At 66.9% G+C, this 17,414-nt stretch carries 21 protein-coding genes; 17 read left to right on the top strand and 4 right to left on the bottom strand.

Features of this window, described 5'->3' with window-relative positions:
• Positions 1-734: 734 nt before the first annotated feature.
• The 4 genes from ACZ63D_RS03450 (at position 735) to ACZ63D_RS03435 (ending at position 4,166) form a co-directional block, all read left to right on the top strand.
• Complete coding sequence (locus ACZ63D_RS03450) at positions 735-1,472, top strand: adenine nucleotide alpha hydrolase family protein (protein WP_465352695.1); 738 nt, start codon at positions 735-737, stop codon at positions 1,470-1,472.
• Positions 1,459-1,842: a hypothetical protein gene (locus ACZ63D_RS03445; protein ID WP_465352694.1), complete on the top strand. Its 384-nt coding sequence runs from the start codon at positions 1,459-1,461 to the stop codon at positions 1,840-1,842. The genes ACZ63D_RS03450 and ACZ63D_RS03445 overlap by 14 nt, the downstream gene beginning before the upstream one ends.
• A 214-nt stretch (positions 1,843-2,056) precedes the next feature.
• Entirely contained in the window at positions 2,057-2,515 is a 459-nt protein-coding gene (locus tag ACZ63D_RS03440) for a phage terminase small subunit P27 family (protein ID WP_465352693.1), read from the top strand.
• Entirely contained in the window at positions 2,475-4,166 is a 1,692-nt protein-coding gene (locus ACZ63D_RS03435; RefSeq protein WP_465352692.1) for a terminase large subunit, read from the top strand. Before ACZ63D_RS03440 ends, ACZ63D_RS03435 begins: the two co-directional genes overlap by 41 nt.
• A gap of 10 nt (positions 4,167-4,176) precedes the next feature.
• Here ACZ63D_RS03435 and ACZ63D_RS03430 read toward each other — a convergent pair whose 3' ends face one another.
• The 4 genes from ACZ63D_RS03430 to ACZ63D_RS03415 form a co-directional block, all read right to left on the bottom strand.
• Entirely contained in the window at positions 4,177-4,422 is a 246-nt protein-coding gene (locus ACZ63D_RS03430) for a hypothetical protein (RefSeq protein ID WP_465352691.1), read from the bottom strand.
• Positions 4,419-4,673, bottom strand: a complete 255-nt coding sequence (locus ACZ63D_RS03425; protein WP_465352690.1) for a hypothetical protein — start codon at positions 4,671-4,673, stop codon at positions 4,419-4,421. The genes ACZ63D_RS03430 and ACZ63D_RS03425 overlap by 4 nt, the downstream gene beginning before the upstream one ends.
• Entirely contained in the window at positions 4,670-5,014 is a 345-nt protein-coding gene (locus ACZ63D_RS03420; protein ID WP_465352689.1) for a helix-turn-helix domain-containing protein, read from the bottom strand. The genes ACZ63D_RS03425 and ACZ63D_RS03420 overlap by 4 nt, the downstream gene beginning before the upstream one ends.
• A gap of 175 nt (positions 5,015-5,189) precedes the next feature.
• Positions 5,190-5,747, bottom strand: a complete 558-nt coding sequence (locus tag ACZ63D_RS03415; protein WP_465352688.1) for a helix-turn-helix domain-containing protein — start codon at positions 5,745-5,747, stop codon at positions 5,190-5,192.
• A 131-nt stretch (positions 5,748-5,878) separates the two neighbouring features.
• Here ACZ63D_RS03415 and ACZ63D_RS03410 point away from each other — a divergent pair, with 131 nt between their 5' ends.
• From ACZ63D_RS03410 to ACZ63D_RS03350, 13 genes are all read left to right on the top strand, one after another.
• Complete coding sequence (locus tag ACZ63D_RS03410) at positions 5,879-7,324, top strand: phage portal protein (protein ID WP_465352687.1); 1,446 nt, start codon at positions 5,879-5,881, stop codon at positions 7,322-7,324.
• A gap of 3 nt (positions 7,325-7,327) precedes the next feature.
• Positions 7,328-8,308 carry a VG15 protein gene (locus ACZ63D_RS03405; protein ID WP_465352686.1) on the top strand — a complete coding sequence of 327 codons (981 nt, stop codon included), beginning with the start codon at positions 7,328-7,330 and terminating at the stop codon, positions 8,306-8,308.
• 89 nt (positions 8,309-8,397) lie between these two features.
• Complete coding sequence (locus tag ACZ63D_RS03400; protein WP_465352685.1) at positions 8,398-9,039, top strand: hypothetical protein; 642 nt, start codon at positions 8,398-8,400, stop codon at positions 9,037-9,039.
• Positions 9,040-9,107: 68 nt separating this feature from the next.
• Positions 9,108-10,079, top strand: a complete 972-nt coding sequence (locus ACZ63D_RS03395; RefSeq protein WP_465352684.1) for an SU10 major capsid protein — start codon at positions 9,108-9,110, stop codon at positions 10,077-10,079.
• A gap of 112 nt (positions 10,080-10,191) precedes the next feature.
• Positions 10,192-10,401 (top strand): hypothetical protein, encoded by a 210-nt coding sequence (locus ACZ63D_RS03390; protein ID WP_465352683.1) that lies wholly within the window; start codon positions 10,192-10,194, stop codon positions 10,399-10,401.
• 3 nt (positions 10,402-10,404) lie between these two features.
• Positions 10,405-10,764 (top strand): head-tail connector protein, encoded by a 360-nt coding sequence (locus ACZ63D_RS03385; protein WP_465352682.1) that lies wholly within the window; start codon positions 10,405-10,407, stop codon positions 10,762-10,764.
• The gene (locus tag ACZ63D_RS03380; protein WP_465352681.1) at positions 10,761-11,093 is read left to right on the top strand and encodes a hypothetical protein; all 333 of its coding nucleotides are present in this window, start codon (positions 10,761-10,763) and stop codon (positions 11,091-11,093) included. The genes ACZ63D_RS03385 and ACZ63D_RS03380 overlap by 4 nt, the downstream gene beginning before the upstream one ends.
• Positions 11,093-11,410 carry a hypothetical protein gene (locus tag ACZ63D_RS03375; protein WP_465352680.1) on the top strand — a complete coding sequence of 106 codons (318 nt, stop codon included), beginning with the start codon at positions 11,093-11,095 and terminating at the stop codon, positions 11,408-11,410. Before ACZ63D_RS03380 ends, ACZ63D_RS03375 begins: the two co-directional genes overlap by 1 nt.
• A gap of 1 nt (position 11,411) precedes the next feature.
• The gene (locus tag ACZ63D_RS03370; protein ID WP_465352679.1) at positions 11,412-11,828 is read left to right on the top strand and encodes a phage tail termination protein; all 417 of its coding nucleotides are present in this window, start codon (positions 11,412-11,414) and stop codon (positions 11,826-11,828) included.
• On the top strand, positions 11,829-12,515 hold the full coding sequence (locus tag ACZ63D_RS03365) for a phage tail tube protein (protein WP_465352678.1): 687 nt from the start codon (positions 11,829-11,831) through the stop codon (positions 12,513-12,515).
• 108 nt (positions 12,516-12,623) lie between these two features.
• Positions 12,624-12,815 carry a hypothetical protein gene (locus tag ACZ63D_RS03360; RefSeq protein WP_465352677.1) on the top strand — a complete coding sequence of 64 codons (192 nt, stop codon included), beginning with the start codon at positions 12,624-12,626 and terminating at the stop codon, positions 12,813-12,815.
• Positions 12,816-12,837: 22 nt separating this feature from the next.
• A complete protein-coding gene (locus tag ACZ63D_RS03355) occupies positions 12,838-13,143 on the top strand; it encodes a hypothetical protein (protein ID WP_465352676.1) in 306 nt (101 codons plus the stop codon).
• A gap of 608 nt (positions 13,144-13,751) precedes the next feature.
• A complete protein-coding gene (locus ACZ63D_RS03350; protein WP_465352675.1) occupies positions 13,752-17,405 on the top strand; it encodes a tape measure protein in 3,654 nt (1,217 codons plus the stop codon).
• Positions 17,406-17,414 lie beyond the last annotated feature (9 nt).

Here is a 17,414-nt window from a genome sequence, read left to right as displayed (position 1 = left end):
CTGCCCGGCAGGCAGGGGGGCACTGCCCTTACCCGGACACCGTTGCCGTTGCTGGGATTCCGGCCGCTGGAAGACTCGTACAGGGGTGTATTTCCGTCCCCCTGGTGTCCCTGCCCCTGGTGTATTTCCGTTGCCCTGTAGGGCAGGCAGGGGGCAAGGCATGCCGTACCGTGCCCCCGCACCGTGCACCGTGCCCGGGTGTGGAGAGCCTGCACCAGGTGGGGGCCGCTGTGTCGAGCATGCACAGCAGGCAGCAACCCGCCGCAGGCTCGACCCTGCACAGCAGGGATACCGCACACCCGGACACCGTGCCTTCCGTGCCGCAGTGCTTGCCCGTGACCTCGTGTGCAGATGTGCCGATGGATGCCCGCACCATGAGGGCCGGGTGTGTGGGCAACCGTCCACAGTGGCCGACCACTGGCCAGTCACCCGCCGTGCACTGGTCCGACAAGGGCTCGACCCCAACCGCCCCGAGCATGGCCGGGGGTTGTGCCAGTCCTGCCACAACCGGCACACCGCCCGTGACCCCGCCACCCGTGGAGGAGCCCGGTAGGCCAGGCCACGGCCGACGCGGGGGCACCTGGTCGCTGCCGGCACTTCCCGGCCGCGCCTGCCGACGGACCCAGGGGGTTACCCCTCCCCCCGGGGCCGAAGGCCGATCGTCAGCCAGGCCCGTCCGTGTCCCGACACATTTCCGCCACCCGCTGTGCACGTCGGCAAGGAGGGGGTAGCCGGTGGCAATCGATCCGACGGCCGACCAGACCGCCCCGGTGGTCATCGACGGCGTCACCCCGTCGGCCGAGATCCGGGCCGACCTCGCCCGGCAGGGCAAACCGGTGCTGCTGGCGTTCAGCCGGGGTAAGGACTCGCTCGCCGCCTGGCTGGCCCTGCGGGAATCCGGGGTAGAGGTCCGGCCGTTCCACCTGTACCTCGTGCCGGATCTGGAGTTTGTGGACGAGTCGCTGGCGTACTACGAGCGCTTCTTCGGAGTCACGATCCCGCAGCTCCCGCACCCCAGCCTCTTTCGCTGGTTGAACAACCTCACGTTCCAGGTTCCCGAACGGCGGCTGATCATCGAGGCTGCGCAGCTCCCGGAGCCGGACTACGTGGCCATCTCGCGGGTGTTGTGCGGCGAGTACTACGACCTCGACCCGGACACCACCTTCACCGCGGACGGCATCCGTGCGGCGGATTCCCCGAACCGCCGCACGGCGATGAAGGGCCACGGCCCCGTCCGGAAGCACGTGATGAAGGTGAGCCCGGTGTGGGACTGGCGCATCCGGCACGTCCGGGCCGCGCTCGCCGAGAACCGGTGCCCGCTGCCGATCGACTACGAGTGGTTCAACCGAACCTTCGACGGATTGGACCTGCGGTTCCTCAAGCCGATCAAAGACAACCGGCCACGGGACTACGACCGCATTCTGGAGTGGTTCCCGCTGGCGGATCTGGAGCTGTTCCGTGCCGGACTCTAACGACGACGTGATGGCCCAGCTTGCCGGTTCTGCCGCGCCGATGGGCGGGTCGAACGACGACCTGCTTGCGCAGCTCAACGCGGAACCGGAACCGGACCCGCTTGCCGATGTCGAGTACACCGGAGATGTACCGGAGGACTCCCGTAGGGAGCTGACAGCTCTACAGCAAGGGTTCAGGGACCGCGCGAAGCGCGAGGCCGAACGGTTCCGCCTGGCAACCGACTCCGAGTACTGGTTGGCGATCTGCTTCAAATCCCGCGAGGACAAGGAAAAGTTCCTCCGCAACGCGAAGCTCCTGCACGTCGGCGACAAGTACATGGACGGCTACGCCGTAGCCCGCGTGCTCGGCGTACCGATGGACGACGAGTAAGGGAGAGGAGGAGACACCATGCGTCGGACGCTCACCCGCGTCAGCGGGGCGATGATCCGGGGTGCCGCGCGTCGGCTCGGCATCCGGTCGCCGGGTGCTGCCGGTGGCCGCAGCTCCGGTACCTGATCCCCTCGAACCACGACGAAGCCCCCGACCCCCCTTCTCCCTCGGTCGGGGGCTTCGCCGTGCCCATCACCCGTGAAGGAGGTCGAACGTGGGAGCACGCGGTGCGAAGCCGAAGCCGACAGCTCTCAAGGTGCTGCACGGCGATCGCCCTGACCGGATCAACCACGCTGAGCCGATCCCGCCCGAGGGCGAGGTCCAGCCGCCTGCCGATCTCTCCGACGACGCCCGCGCGGTCTGGGACCGGCTCGCACCTGGTCTCATCACCGTGGGAGTCCTGACGAGCTGGGACGTCGACGCCTTCGTGGTCGTGTGCGAGGCGCTGGCGCGGTACAAGCAGGCGACGAAGCTGGTCAACGGGTCCGCGCTGCTGGTGCAGGGGCCGAACGGTTTCGTGAAGAATCCCGCGTTGGCCGTTCAGCGCGAGGCCGAGACGACGTTCGCTCAGTACGGCGCGAGGTTTGGGCTCACCCCGTCCGACCGCACGCAGTTGAAGGTTGACGCTCCGGGTGCCGCCAAGGGGCCGAGCGCCGAGCGCCTCCTCTCGTAAGCCTCGGCTGCCGGAGTGCGGGTTCACCCTCGACGGTCGGACCTGCCGCAAACGCGGTGATCACTTCTGCCGACCGCGGGCTGCGCATGCCGTCGCGTTCTGCTCCGAGCTGTGCGTCCACACGAAGGACAAGTGGGCTCGCCGGCCGTTTGAACTCGCGCCGTGGCAGCGCAAGGACATCATCGAGCCGCTGTTCGGCGAAGTCACCTGGGATCCCGAATGGGAGTCCTACGTCCGCCGCTACCAGATCGGCTGGATCGAGCTGGCGCGGAAGAACGGCAAGAGCGAGCTGCTGGCGTTCATCGCGCTCTACCTCCTCGTCGGCGACGGCGTGGAGGGCGCGGAGATCTACGGCTGCGCGATGGACCGGGGCCAAGCTGCCAAGGTCTTCGACGTCGCCGCCCGGATGGTCAAGCTCTCGCCGGTCCTGTCCTCCCGGCTGGTGGTCAAGGACCACATCAAGCGGATCATCGACGAGCGCACCGGCAGCTACTACGAAGTCGTCGCCGCCGACGCGGCGGGCAACCTCGGCCACAACCCGCACGGCGTCGTCTTCGACGAGGTGCTGACCCAGCGCGACGCCCGCCTGTGGGACGCCATGCGAACCGGCATGGGTACCCGCGCGCAGCCGCTGATGATCGCCGCCACGACAGCGGGGGACGACCCTGCCAGTTTCGCGCGCAGCGAGCACGACGAGTGCGTCCGCATCCAGGACGACCCGGACCGCGCCAGGCACCGCTTCGCCTACGTCCGCAACGTCCCCGAGGACGCCGACCCGTGGGACGAGAAGAACTGGCCCTTGGCGAACCCCGCGCTCGGCGACTTCCTCTCGATCCGGTCGTTGCGCCAGGAGGCCGCCGAGGCGCAGAACGACCCCAGCAAGGAGAATTCGTTCCGGCAGTACCGGCTCAACCAGTGGGTGCAGCAGGCGCACCGCTGGATGCCGATGCACCTCTACCGGCAATGCGCGGGAACCGTCGCCCCTGCGCCGGATTGGCTGCGCGCAGAGCTGGCCGGCCGCCGAGCCTACGGCGGGCTCGACCTCGCGGCGAAGCTCGACCTGACCGCGTGGTCGCTGCTCGTCCCGGACGGGCTCGACGGGTTGCCCTCCATGATGTGGCGATTCTGGCTGCCGGAGTCCGCGGTGAAGTTCCTCGACGGCCGGACCAACGGCCGGGTATCGCAGTGGGCCGACGGCGGCTGGATCACCGTCACGCCCGGCGACGTGATCGACTACGACACGATCTACGCCGACATCGCCGCCGACTGCCGCGCGTTCAAGGTCATGGCCGCTGGGTACGACGAGTGGTCAGGGGAACCAGTCCGGCAGGAGATCCAGAAGAAGACCCGACTCGACCTCGCGCCGATCCCGCAGACCTACCGAGGTCTCACGTTCGGCATGACCGAGTTGATGACACTCACGAAGTCGCGCGGCTGGAGTCACCATGCGAACCCAGTAGCCGAGTGGTGCTTCGACGCGGTCGAGGTCCGGCATCCTGCCGGGGACGCCGACCAGCTCCGGCCGGACAAGCCCGATCGTCAGGCCGTCGGCAAGCGCATCGACGCTGTACCGACGGCCGCGATGGCTATCACTCGCTGGCGCGAGCTGGCGCAGAAGCACGCGCGATCGGGTCGGATGGTGGTCCGTTGACCTCGCAGACCTAACGGAGGTGGCGGCTTGCGACGCTGAGGATGACTGCGCTGACCTGTTCGATCGCCGCCCACCCATTGTTGATCACACCATCAAGGTCATAAATCGTCCGCTCGATTTCGGAGCCGAGCGGGAACATCCTGATAATGGCCGTGCCGACGTCCTCGACCTTTGCTCCTATGTGTTCGAGTTCCTTGTAGGGCAAGGTTGTGTCGATCAGGGCGGAGAGCTTTCTGGCGTCGTCTTCGAGAGTCATCCTCTTCGGTGATACTCCGCTCGTTTTTCTATCTTTGCCTTCAGGTCTACGAGACCGGCACTGATTGCGGTCAAGGCAGGTTTGGCAACGTCGATAGCGCCGTATATTTCCTCGGCACCGTATGCGGTTCCAAGAATTCCCGCGACCTCAGCCTTGAGTTGATCCATTGAAGAATCGAGAGTCGAGGCGACGGCAATCGGGAGATCGTTTGCCAGCTCCGTGAGCCGGTCGGCTTCATCCCGGATGCTCACGAAGGCCCCTTGCCGATGTACTCCGCGTAGGCGCGCTCAAGGGCGACCAAGCGACGTAATCCGAGAACATCGGCCAGACGGATCACTGCGTCAATCGATTCCAGCGGTCGACTTCCGCTTTCCGCCTCGCGCAGCCGCGACTCGGATATTCCTGTCGCTTCCGTTATTGAGCCAATACCTACATTGCGTACGACGCGGTTGTATAAGATCCAGCCGCCAAAGCGATTCGTGTCGGGAAACGGATCTGTCGAATAACGCTTCCATAGCAAATGATGCCTACGCGAATCCGGGGCGGAATTGGCGACGTATTTAGGTGTCTCGGTCTCGCGTGCGGCGATCATGCGTGCGCCTCCTGCTCGCGTAGCGTTTGCAGCGGTGGATCAAGCGACCAGTCCGGATCGCTTGTCGGCCAGATAGACGTCTGTTGCGGTTGCTGCGCTGCGGCGAGGTAGGCATGGAGCGGACGGGGACGGGCCGAGTCGGAGAACGGGAATTCCCGCAGATGTTCAGGCAGCATCAGGCACCACCTACGAGCACTTTGGCCAGCTTGGCCCACGGGGGTGTGCCTTCCCGCAGCCGCAAGCAATGCTGGCACGTGACCTTCGCCGACGTCAGTCGGTACTTCGGTGAGCGTTGCCTGGTCCGCCAGACCATACGCTGGCGCATCGCGCGATTAGCTACACAGAGTGGGACAAGCGTGCTCTGTGCCTGGAGAAACCGGCCGTCCAGCGCGTGCACCTTCGGGTAGGTGTTCGATGGGGACGCCAGCACGATGCCCGGCGCGGACTTGCCTTTCGGTGAAGACTGGGACCGCGAAACTGGACGGCGCTCGCGGTCTTCGCGTCCGCGTTTTTGAGCATAATCATTTAACGTGTGCACGAAGAAGGAGGTGGGGTTAAATTGCAGCCCGTTTGCCAGCCCTGCCAACGTCCCAAACGTTCGCACGGGTTCGCGATCCCATTCATACTTGCTCAGTGTTCCCTGGTGGATCCCGCTGAGTTCGGCAGCTTGCTTCTGCGTCAGGTGCAGCCTTAAACGCTGTCGGTGGAGAAACTTCCCGGTTGAGTCCTTCATCGCGCGTCACCTCTCTTCCCGTACGACAGCTCCAGCCGCGCTGATCATGTGGCACAGCGTGGTCGCATGATCACGAGCGAACTGACAAAAAAGTGACAATGCTGAGCTGACGGACCCGAGGGGGTGGTCCGGTGGCGATCGGCGATGCTCCCTCCACGGCCGACATGCAGTGGATCAACCGGCTTACCCTCGCGCACAACTACGAGCTGCCCGAGCTGCGCCGGTTGCTCGACTACTACGAGGGACGCCAGAAGCTCTCGTACATGCACCCCGAGCTGGAAGCCACGCTCGATGAGCGTGTGCGGCAGGTCGTGATCAACTGGCCTCGGCTGGTCGTCGATGCGCTGGAAGAGCGAATCGATCTCAACGGCTTCCGCTTCGGCGGGAAGCCTGACGTCGACCGCGAGCTGGACCACGTCGCGCAGTACAACGACTTGGACGCGGGGTACCAGCAGGCGCACGTGACCGCGATGGTTATGAAGCGGGCGTATGCGATTGTCGGTACGAATCCGCGGCGCGCAGACGCCAAATACCCGCTGGTCACGATCGAGTCGCCGCTTGAGGTCCACGTCGAGCTGGACCCGGCCACGCGACGGGTCATCGCGGCGATCAAGCGCTGGCACGACGTCGCTCCGGACGGCGCGCTGCGCTGGTACGTGACCTTGTACCGGCCGGACTACACCGTGACCTTCGTAGCCGCGCCGGAAGCCGGTGGCTACGTCGAGGTGTCCCGCGACGACCACCTGCTCGGCGAGGTCCTGGTGGTCCCGATCGTGAACCGGCCGCAGCTGTGGGCACCGCTGGGCACGAGCGAGCTGGCCGACGTGATCCCGCTGTCGGACGCGGCTTGCAAGGTCGCCACCGACATGATGATCAGCGGCGAGTTCCACGCCATGCCCCGGCGCTGGGCGCTCGGTTTCGACGAGGACGACTTCACCGATAGGGACGGGAAGAAGGTCTCCGTCTGGCAGACCATCGCGGGCAAGATCTGGTCCACCTCGAAGACGAAAAAGGACGACGGGGTCGAGGTTGGCCAGTTCAACGAGGCCGACCTGACGAACTTCCACAACACGCTCCGCGCCTTGGCGACGATGGTGTCCACCGTCTCGGGTCTGAGCCTGCACAACCTCGGCTATTCCAGCGACAACCCCGCGTCGGCCGACGGCATCCGCGCGGCCGAGGCCCGGCACGTGAAGCGGGCCGAACGGCGGATCAAGGGCTTCGAGACCGCGTGGGAGCGGATCATGCGCCTGGTCATGCTTGTGCGCGACGGCTCGGTGCCGGACGACGCGCGGTGGATGGAGACATCCTGGGCGGACTGTGCGACGCCGACGTTCGCACAGAAGTCCGACGCGGTGGTCAAGCTCTACCAGGCGGACAAGCTGGTACCGCGCCGAATGGCTCGCCGAACCCTCGGCTACAGCCCGACGCAGATCGCCGACATGGAGCGCGAGGACCGCGAGGACGTCACCCGCACGCTCTACGACCCGGCGACCGAGTTCGGCATGAAGCCGTCCGCCGACGATCGGCCGGCGAGTGCCCGGACCCCGGAGCCCGTCGGCGCGGGACGGGTGTAACCGGTGACGGCTGCGCTCGCTCCCCGGGTCGGGCTCGAACACCTCGACGCTACCCAGATCGTCGTCCGGCGTCACGTCGACCAGGTCCAGCAGGCTTGGCGCGGCCTGGACCCCGGTGGTCTCCGCGCGAGCTTCACCGCGTTGGTCGCGCCGGTCATGCTCGCCACGATTGCCGCGGGACAGGCCGAAGCCGCGGCGATGGCGACGCCGTACGTGAACGCAGTCCTGTCCGACGAGCCGTCCGACGCGGTTCCGCCGTCGATCTCGGCTAGCGCCTTCGCCGGATTCACTTCGGCAGGGCTACCGCTCTCGTCGCTTGCCGACCTCCTGATCGTGCGGCTGCTGGCCGATATCGGCGCGGGCATGTCCGTCACAGACGCGATGCTCGCCGGGCTGCGCCGAGCCCTGACCTACACGGCCACGGAGATCACCGACGCCGGACGCACCGCGACACAGGTCCGGCTGATCGCCGACACACGCGCCGCCGGATACGAGCGCGTCGTGAAGCTGCCCGCCTGCGATCGCTGCATCATTCTGGCCGGGCGGCTCTACCGGTACTCGCAAGGCTTCCGGCGTCATCCTCGGTGCGATTGCACGATGATGCCGGTGACCCGTCAGCAGTGGCGGCAGTCCAATGTGGATAACCATCCTCGTGCGCTGTTCGACTCTATGAGCGCACGCGAACAGGCCGCGCGCTTCGGCGCGGGCAACGCTGCCGCGATCCGAGCCGGTGCCGATCTCTCGCAGGTCGTCAACGCTCGGCGCGGTGCCCTGCCGATTGCCGGACGTTGGACCACGACACAGGGCACCAGCTCCCGGGGCCTGGCCGGAACGCGGATGGGCGAGCTGCGCAAGCAGCCCGGCTATCGCTACCGGATGTCGCAGGCATCCCGGCCCACAGCCGGACAGGTCATCAACGACTTCTCCGGCGGCTCCCGCGAGGAGCTGACCGCAGCACTCCGCCGCTACGGCTACCTGCTGTGACTTCGCGCCGCACGGCGCTCACCACCCCGCAACACCGGGCAGGCGCACGCCGACGCCCGGCGATCCCGCACGGGAGGAACACCACATCCATGTCCAACACCACCGACGCGCCCGCGGAAAGCGGGAACACCGACACCAGCACGCAGCAGACCGACACGGAGCAGCAGCCGGCCACCTCGTCCCACGGGCAGGAGCCCGAACAGGCCGAGGAGAAGGACTTCCGCAAGCTCTACGAGCAGGCGGTTGCCCAGTCCCGTAAGTGGGAGTCCCGCGCCAAGGAGAACACCTCGAAGGCGAAGAAGTGGGACGAGGCCGAGGAAGCCAACCGCAGCGAGGCGGAGAAAAGCGCCGCGCGCGCCGAAGAGGCCGAAGCTCGCGCCAAGGCGGCGATCGCCTCCGCCGTCAACGCGGAGATCCGCGCTGCCGCCCACGGGTGGGCCAATCCCGCCGACGCCCCGCGCTACCTGGACGAGAAGGACCGCTACGTCACCGACGACGGCGAGATCGACACCAAGGCGATCTCGCAGGACGTGGCCGCGGTGCTCAAGGAGCGCCCGCACCTCGCAGCGGCCGAAAGCGGCCGTCGGGGACCGAACCCCGATCCAGGGCAGGGCCACCGGGGCGGCGTCTCGGTGGCGGACCAGATCCGCGAAGCCGAGCGCAAGGGCGACCATCGGGAAGCGCTGCGGTTGAAGACTCAGCAGTTGCTCGACCGCAAAAGCGGTCGCTGATGCAGTGCAGGGTGCCGACGTCGCATATACCGCTCAGGAGTGATCACTGAATTCCCGGCATCACCGGAATGCTCGACACGTTCAACAGCCCGAACTTTGTCGGAGAACTGTTCGGCGTCACGCCGACCGACACCCCACTGCTGTCCTCGATCGGCGGCCTGACCGGCGGCCAGTCGACGGACAGCACGATCTTCACCTGGCAGTCCTACGACCTGCGAGACCCGGACGCCAACCGGCAGCGCCTCGAAGGTGCTGACGCTCCGGCACCCGAGGCACGCAAGCGGCAGAACGCCTTCAACGTGGTGGAGATCCACCAGGAGGCCCTGTCCATCAGCTACACCCGCGAAGCAGCCAACGGGCAGTTCGCAGGCACCGGCTCGGCCGTACCAACGTCGGCAGGTGTCACCGGCACCAACCCCGTCGGCGACGAGCTGGCGTGGCAGACCCAGCGGCACCTGGAGCAGATCGCCCGCGACATCGAGGTCAGCTTCATCAGCGGGAAGTTCGCGCAGCCGACGGACAACACCGCGCCCCGCAAGACGCGCGGCCTGCTCCAGGCGATCCAGACCAACGTGATCACTCACGCCACCCCGACCGCCCTCACCGAGGGCGTCGTGGTCGACCTCCTCCAGGAAACGTGGGAGAACGGCGGGATCTCGGTGTCGGAGACGGCGACGCTGATCTGCGGCGCGCACCAGAAGCGCATGCTCACCAAGGCTTTCATCACCGACAAGGGATATCGCGAGCAGACCCGCAACGTCGGCGGGGTCCAGCTACAGACCATCGAGACGGATTTCGGACGGCTCAACATCATGTTGAACCGGTATATGCCCACCGACACGGTGGTGGTCGCGAGCCTGGACGAGCTGGCCCCAGTGTTCCTGCGCATCCCCGGCCGCGGCTTCCTCTTCACGGAACCGCTGGCGAAGACCGGCTCCAGCGACAAGTACCAGATTTACGGCGAGGTCGGCTTGCGCTACGGCAACGAGCGCAACCACGGAAAGATCACCGGGCTCTCCACCACTTCGGAAGGGGCGTGATCCGCATGGGAGGCCAGCCGAGCAAAGGCACCCCGAAGGACAAGCGGATCTCGGGGCGCGGCCAGAAGCCCGGCCCGAAGAAGGGCAGCCACAACAAGAAGGGTGGCGGGTCGTGAAGTTTGTCAGCGAGCAGAACCCCGGCCTGGTCGTGCGCGACCTCGGCGTCCGGTTCGTCAAAGGCGAAGCCGAGGTGGACAGCAAGACCGCTGCTGAGCTGCGCAAGCTCCCGGCCGAACTCGGCGTCCGCGAGGCGGGCAAGTCCGACACAGCGGAGACGGCCACCGGTTCCGAGGCAAAGCCCCGTCGGACGCGGCCGGAGTAGCCAGTGGCCGAGTTGTTCACCGCCGCGACGCTCGCGGCGCTATCCGGCCGCCCGGTCTCCGATGAGACCGCCGCCGTCATCCACACCTGGGTGCTTGCGGAGATCACGGGCGAGATCGGCGCGCTGCCGGACCCGGTGCCACCGGGCGTCGCGGCCGTGGCGCTGGAGTTGGGCAAGGCTGCCGTTCCCGCTCCGGGCGGAGCGTCATCGACGACCATCGGCCCGTACTCCGCTACCTACGCCAGCGGAGGCACCGGCGGAACACTCAGCCGCGAAGCCCGGATGAGGCTGCGCCGGGCGGTCGGCCGCAACAAGGCATTCAGCATCGGGACGGCCACTCCATCCGTTGTGGACATTTCGTGACGCCGGAAGGGCTTATCGGACAACGTCTCTCGGTATCGCGTCCTGCGGGCACCAACCGTTACGGCGACCCGCTGCCCGCGACCGAGCACACCGTGGATGACTGCGTGCTGGCACCGGGCGGCACGTCCGAGGTCACCGACCGCGCCGACCAGGTCACCAGCCGGATGACCGTCTACGCCGGTCTCAACGCCGACGTCCGAGCGATCGACCGCGTGACCCTTTCCGACGGCACGCGGTGGCAGGTCGCCGGTGAGCCGCAGCGCTACAGGAGCCCGTTCGTCCCGGATTCCGGGGTGTGCGTGATCAACCTGGAGAGGGTGACTGGCTGATGGCCGACGTCAAGTTCGTCCCCAACCACGAGGGCTTGGCCGCACTACTGCGAGGCCCCGAAGTTCACAACCTGATCATGACCCGTGCACGCGACGGCGCGGAGTTCGCGCAACGGATCGCTCCTCGCCGGACCGGCGAGTACGCCGCCGGAATCCACGCCGAGGACGGCGGACTCGGCGGTCGTCGCAACGACCGACCGGTCGGGCTGATCGTGGCGACCGCCCCGCACTCGGCAGCCGTGGAGTGGGGCAACGCCCACCAGACTCATCCCCACCACGTGCTCGCCCGGACCCTCGACATCGTGGAGGCGGGCTGAGGTGGGCATGGTCCTGCCGCCGTTTCCGGACGCGGAGACCGTGGTCCTGGCCCTGCTCGAACCGGTCGCGCCGACCGTCACCGCCACTCCGGCCGATTTCACGCCGCCGCTGATCCGCGTGCAGCGCGTCGGCGGCTCCGACGACCGGATCACCGACCACCCGCGCATGGAGATCGCGTGCTACGGCCGCGACCGCGCGGACGCCTGGCAGCTCGCCGAGCAATGCCGACAGCTGATCCTCGGCAGCATCCGGACACGGGTTGCCGGCGTGCTCATCGATTCCGCTCGTACGGACAACCCGCCAACGCAGGTGCCGTACGCGACAACCGAGGACGTTCGGCGCGTCCTGGGCTACTACCGCCTGGCCTGGCGTCGCTCCCGCATGGCCGCACGACCCGCAGAGGAGAAGGTTCACTGATTGACCGCGCCCACGACGACAACCTACGACGCGCTCAAGAAGAAGCAGAGCGATCTGATCCGCAAGGCGCTTGAGGGCAGCATCTTCATCGCCGACGAGACCGCGGACCTGCCCACGGCCCTCACGTCCGGCGACACCGCCAACCTGCTGGCTCTGCCGCCTGGTTACGAGGACATCGGTTGGGTCGACAAGGGCGACGGCGCGACCTGGAGCCGATCCGTCGACACCTCCGACGTGAACTCGTGGGGCGCGGTCGAGCCGACGCGCACCGACATCACCAAGCAGTCCGACGGCCTCAAGTTCACCGCTCAGGAAACCAAGCGGCGCACGCTGGAACTGTATGAAGGAGTCAATCTCGCGGGCGTCACTCCGGATGCCACGACCGGCGAAGTCCGCTTCGACCGTCCCGCCCGCCCGGCGACCCGTCACTTCCGCGCCTTCGGCCTGTTCGTAGACGGCGTCGGCCCGGACACCATTTACGTTGCCAAGCTCGCGCCGAAGGCGTCTGTCACCGACACGGGCGACCAGAAGTGGGCCGACGGCGACGACCCCGTGGGATACGAAGTCACGCTCACCGCCAAGTACGACGAAGCGGCAGGCACCGCAATGCGCTTCTTCTTCGGCGGTCCTGGTTGGAAGGCCCTCCTGAACGAGATGGGCTTCACCAAGCCTCCGACAAGCGGCTGAGCGCACCGACGCGGCGCGGCGTGCACGGTGGGGTGGCCGTGAGCGCCGCGCCGCCCCCCATCGCGCCTCGCAATGAGTCACCCCCGTCGCAACACCCAGGAGATCCCGATGACGACCCTGCGCGCGCCTGACGGCCGCTCGTACGACACCGACGACGAGCGCGAGACGAAGAACCTGACTCTCGGCCACGGCTACACCGTCGTCCCCGAGAGCACCGAGCAGCCCAAGCCCACCCCCGCGCGCTCCCGGCGCACCCCGCAGCCGGCCAGCTCCGAGCACGCCGACACCACCGACGCCTGACAGCCGTAGGAGAGACCACCCATTGGCCAAGAAGTACAAGTTCAACCGCTACGTCCGCGAGGCGAAGGCAGAGCCCTTCGTTCTGGAGCTGGACGATGACCAGGAGATCAGCATCCCCGCGCCGGACGGAGACACGATCCTTGAGATCGAGGAGTCGCGCAGCTCCCGCCGCACGCTGGAGCTGCTGACCGGTGACCACTTCGATCAGGTCTTCGACCTGGTACGCCACCAGCCTGCCAGCGTGCTCAACGGCCTGGTCGGCGACATGGTGGACCACTTCGGTCTGTCGGCGGCCCCGCCGGGGGGTACGCGAGCCTCGTCGCACTGATCGAGCAGTACGGCGAGGCTATCGAGTACGACCTCCAGCACCAGCTCGGCGTTGACCTGCTGGCCTTCTTCCGCGCCGAACGCCCGTGGGCACAGCTCCTCCGGCTTGTCGAGCGGCTGCCCGATCACAGCCACTACAAGGTCGCGATCCATGACGACGACGAGCTGGCCCGCCGCCTGCACGACGCCGAGCTGGCCGACGGTGCCAAGCGTCTCCCACGGCCGAACTACATCGACGCGCACACCTGGACACCCGAGCGCGCCGCTCTGACCGACGTCGCGGACATCCTGCTAGCGATCCGCTCATCACTGGAGGCTCAGCGAACCGGCAGGAGCCAAAAGACAACGCCGATGCCCCGGCCCCGGCTCGCTAGGGATCGTCTCGACACCGCCGCCAGCCACCGGCGCCACCGCGACCGCGTTCGTCTGATGCTCGGCAGGGGGTGACCCTGCTTGTACTCGGCCGGTACCGCCTACGTCCAAGTCCTCCCAACTCTGCGCGGCTTCGGCAACTCGGCGGCATCACAGATCAACTCGCAGCTGTCGAACGTCGGCGGCCCGGCCGGACAACGCCTCGGACGAGATCTCGGAGCGGGAGCGGACACCGGCTTGTCCGGCACACTCGCCCGCCTGCGCGGCCGGTTCGATGAGCTGAGCCGTTCCGGCTCGGACTCCATGACCCGGCTGGCGCGCGGGACTGCCCCGGTGCTGGACCAACTCGCCAAGGTCAACCCGGTCCTCGGCCGGGTGCGCGACGGGTTCCAGTCCGGACAGGCCGCAGCGTCGGCATTCTCCGGCGCGGCAGGGACGATCGGCGGGCACCTCCGGACGATCACGGACGCGACGAGCCGGGTCGGAGCTGGCCTCGGCTCGATGGCCACCGTCAGCGAGTCCGCGATGAGCCGGACTGGTACAGCCATCAAGCGCGGCCTTCTCGCACCAGTACGCGGGGCGAGCACGATCCTCGCGGGGTACGGCATCACTGCCGGGACCATCTTTACCGGAGCTGGCGTGGCCGCGGTCGGCATGGGCGTCAAGTTCGCGGCCAGCCAGGAACAGGCCGAGATGGCCTTCACGACCATGCTTGGCAGCGCGCAGAAGGCGCAGCATTTCGTCGCCCAGCTCCAGGATTTCGCCGCGCGCACCCCGTTCGACTTGCCCTCGGTGACCACGGGCGCGCAGCGGCTCATGGCCTTCGGCTTTGCTGCGCAGGACGTGCTGCCCACCCTAACCGCGATCGGCGACGCGGTTGCCGGGATGGGCGGCAGCGCAGAGCAGATCAACCAGGTCACGCTCGCCATCGGGCAGATGTCGGCCAAGGGCAAGGTCCAGGGCGACGAGATCTTGCAGCTCACCGAGGCTGGCATCCCAGCCCTGCGCATCCTCGCGAACCAGTACGGCGTCACGACTGGCGCGATGCAGGACATGGTCTCGAAGGGACTGGTGCCGAGCGCCGAGGCGATCCCGAAGCTGATGTCCGGCATCGAGCAGGGCACACGCGGCGCGGCCGGGGAGACCCAAGCCTTCGCCGGGATGATGTCCAACCAGGCCACGACCTTGGTCGGGATCTGGTCCAACTTCACCGACAACTTCAACCGAGCGATGGGGCAGCTCGTCTCGCCCGCCCTGCCTGCGATCAAGAACGCTCTCTCCGGCCTGACCGATGCGCTCGGGCAAGTGCCATCGCTACTACAGTCCATTTCGGACAGCCCGTTGTTCCAGGTGATCACTGGCGCTTTGCGAACAGCACTGTCCGAAGTGGTCGGTGGCGTGCGCGCCTTCTTCGCCGCCTGGCGCGACGGCGGGACCGACCTCACCAGTTCGGGCATCGCGGGATTCATGGAAGCCGTCGGCTTGGCAGCGCGCAACATTTGGAACGCACTGCAACCCGTCGTCGCGCTGTTCGGCCAGATCGCCGGGGCCGCGGTCGTCGGAGCCTGGCGACTGCTCGGACAGATCCTCGGCGACTACGTGGCCCCAGCGCTGATCACCGTGTCCACCTGGGTGCAGCCGTTGACGCCCGTCATCGTCGGAGTCGCAGCGGCCTTCGCTACCTGGTACGGGATCGCTACCGCTGTCGGCGCTGTCACGACGGCGATCTCGTTGGTGCGCAACGCTATCCTGGCTGTGCGCATCGCCTGGCTCGCTCTCCAGATCGCGTTCACGACCTCGCCACTCGGGTTCGTGATCGCCCTGGTCGCCGCGCTAGTCGCCGGGATCGTCTACGCCTGGACGCACTTCGAGGGCTTCCGAAATGTCGTGCTCGCCTGTTGGCAGGCCATCCAGACGGCGGCGCTTTGGGCGTGGCAGAACGCCATCAAGCCTGCCTTCGACGGGCTCGTGGCCGGAGCGGTCGCGGTCGGCCGCTTTTTCGTCATGCTCTGGAACGGTGCCGTAGCGGCGTTCCGCGCGATCGGAGCCGCCGCGTCCTGGCTCTGGTCCAATGTGCTCGGTCCGGTCTTCAACTTCATCGGCCTGGCCGCGCGAGTTCTGATCGCGATCGTGGTCACGGTCCTCGTGACGCCGTTCGTAATTGCCTTCCGTGCGCTCGCCGCGATCGCGACCTGGTTGTGGGGCAACGTGCTCTCGCCTGTGTTCGGCTGGATCGGCGATGCCGCGGTGTGGCTCTGGACGAACGGAATCAAACCCGTGATCGACTTTGTCGTCGGCTACTTCCAGATGTGGGCCGCTGTCGGGTTATGGTTGTGGCGCAACGGGATCAAGCCTGCGTTCGACGGAATCGGCGCGGTGATCTCGTGGGCCTACAACTCGGTGATCCTGCCGGTGGTCGGCTTCATCGTCGCGGGTTTCCGGATTGTCGGTGACGCCGCGTCCTGGTTGTGGCGCAACGTGATCGTGCCTGCCTTCGACGGAATCGGCGCGGTGATCTCGTGGGCCTATACCAATCTCGTGCTGCCGACCTTCAACGGCCTGCGCACCGCGCTGAACGTGGTCGGAGCCGCCTTCTCCTGGGTCTACCAGAACGTCATCCGACCAGCCTGGTCCGCTCTGGGCTCCGTGATCCGATGGGTCTACGACAACGTGATCGTCCCGGCCTTCAATGCAGTCAAGGGTGCGGTACACGCGGTGGGACAGGCGTTCGACTCGGCGGTGACCTGGATCGGCCAGATCTGGGACAAGATCAAAGGCATCGCGGCCGTGCCTGTCAACTTCGTGATCGACTGGGTGTACAACAAAGGCATCCGCGCCGTATGGAACTGGATCGCGGATTTCCTGGGCCTGGGCAAGCTCGCCGAGGCTACGCCGATCAAGTTTGCAGGCGGCGGGGTCATTCCCGGTTTCGCGCCGGGTCGCGACGACGTGCCCGCATTGCTGTCGCGCGGAGAATCGGTCCTCACCCCCGAGGCTACGCGACTGGTCGGCGCGGAGAACGTGTTGGCGCTCAACGCTGCGGCGTCGGGTCGTCCGGCAACAGTGGTAGGGCGCAACGGGTTCTCTGGCGGCGGTATCGCGCGCTTCGCAGGAGGTGGCGTGATCGACACGATTCTGTCCTTTGTGGAGGGAATCGGCGACAATGTGGTCTCGCTGTTCAAGGACCCGATAGGCTGGGTGAAGTCGCGAATCGGATTCGCGGATTCTCCGTGGATCACGATGCTGGCCAAGATGCCCGGCGAGCTGATCGGCAAGGCGGTCGATTGGCTCTGGTCCAAGCTGAACCCGTTCTCCTCTGGCGAGAACGGTGCTCCGACGGTCGGCGGCAACCTGCTGGGTTGGATTCGCTCCGCTATGGCTTTCACAGGAGTGCCTGCGACATGGCAAGGTCCACTCCAGACACTCATCATGCGAGAGTCCGGCGGAAATCCGCGGGCCACGAACATGTGGGACATCAATGCGAAGCGGGGCGACCCCAGCCGAGGTCTCATGCAGACCATCGGGGCCACCTTCCGCGCCTACCGTGATCCGCGCCTGTCCGCCGACATCTACGATCCCATCGCCAACATCGTCGCGGGCATCAACTACATCAAAGCCCGCTACGGAACAATCTTCAACGTCCAGCAGGCAGTCGGCTCCACTCCGCGCGGGTACGACCAAGGCGGATGGCTGCCGCCCGGACTGTCCACTGTGTACAACGGGACGCGTCGGCCCGAAGCGGTGTTCACCGAGGAGCAGTACAAAGACATCAGCCGCGCTGCGGACCAGCCTGCCCAGACTCACATCACGGTGTATGCGCGCACCGACGCCGACCCAGAGCACATTGCGCACTCGGTGGATCGTCATCTCGCTCTCGGAGCACGGCTGTAGGAGGTGGCG

The sequence above is a fragment of the Amycolatopsis sp. NPDC104775 genome (assembly GCF_055583325.1).
Note: the sequence above shows the minus strand (reverse complement) of the source record. Positions and strands in the feature narration are given on the sequence as shown.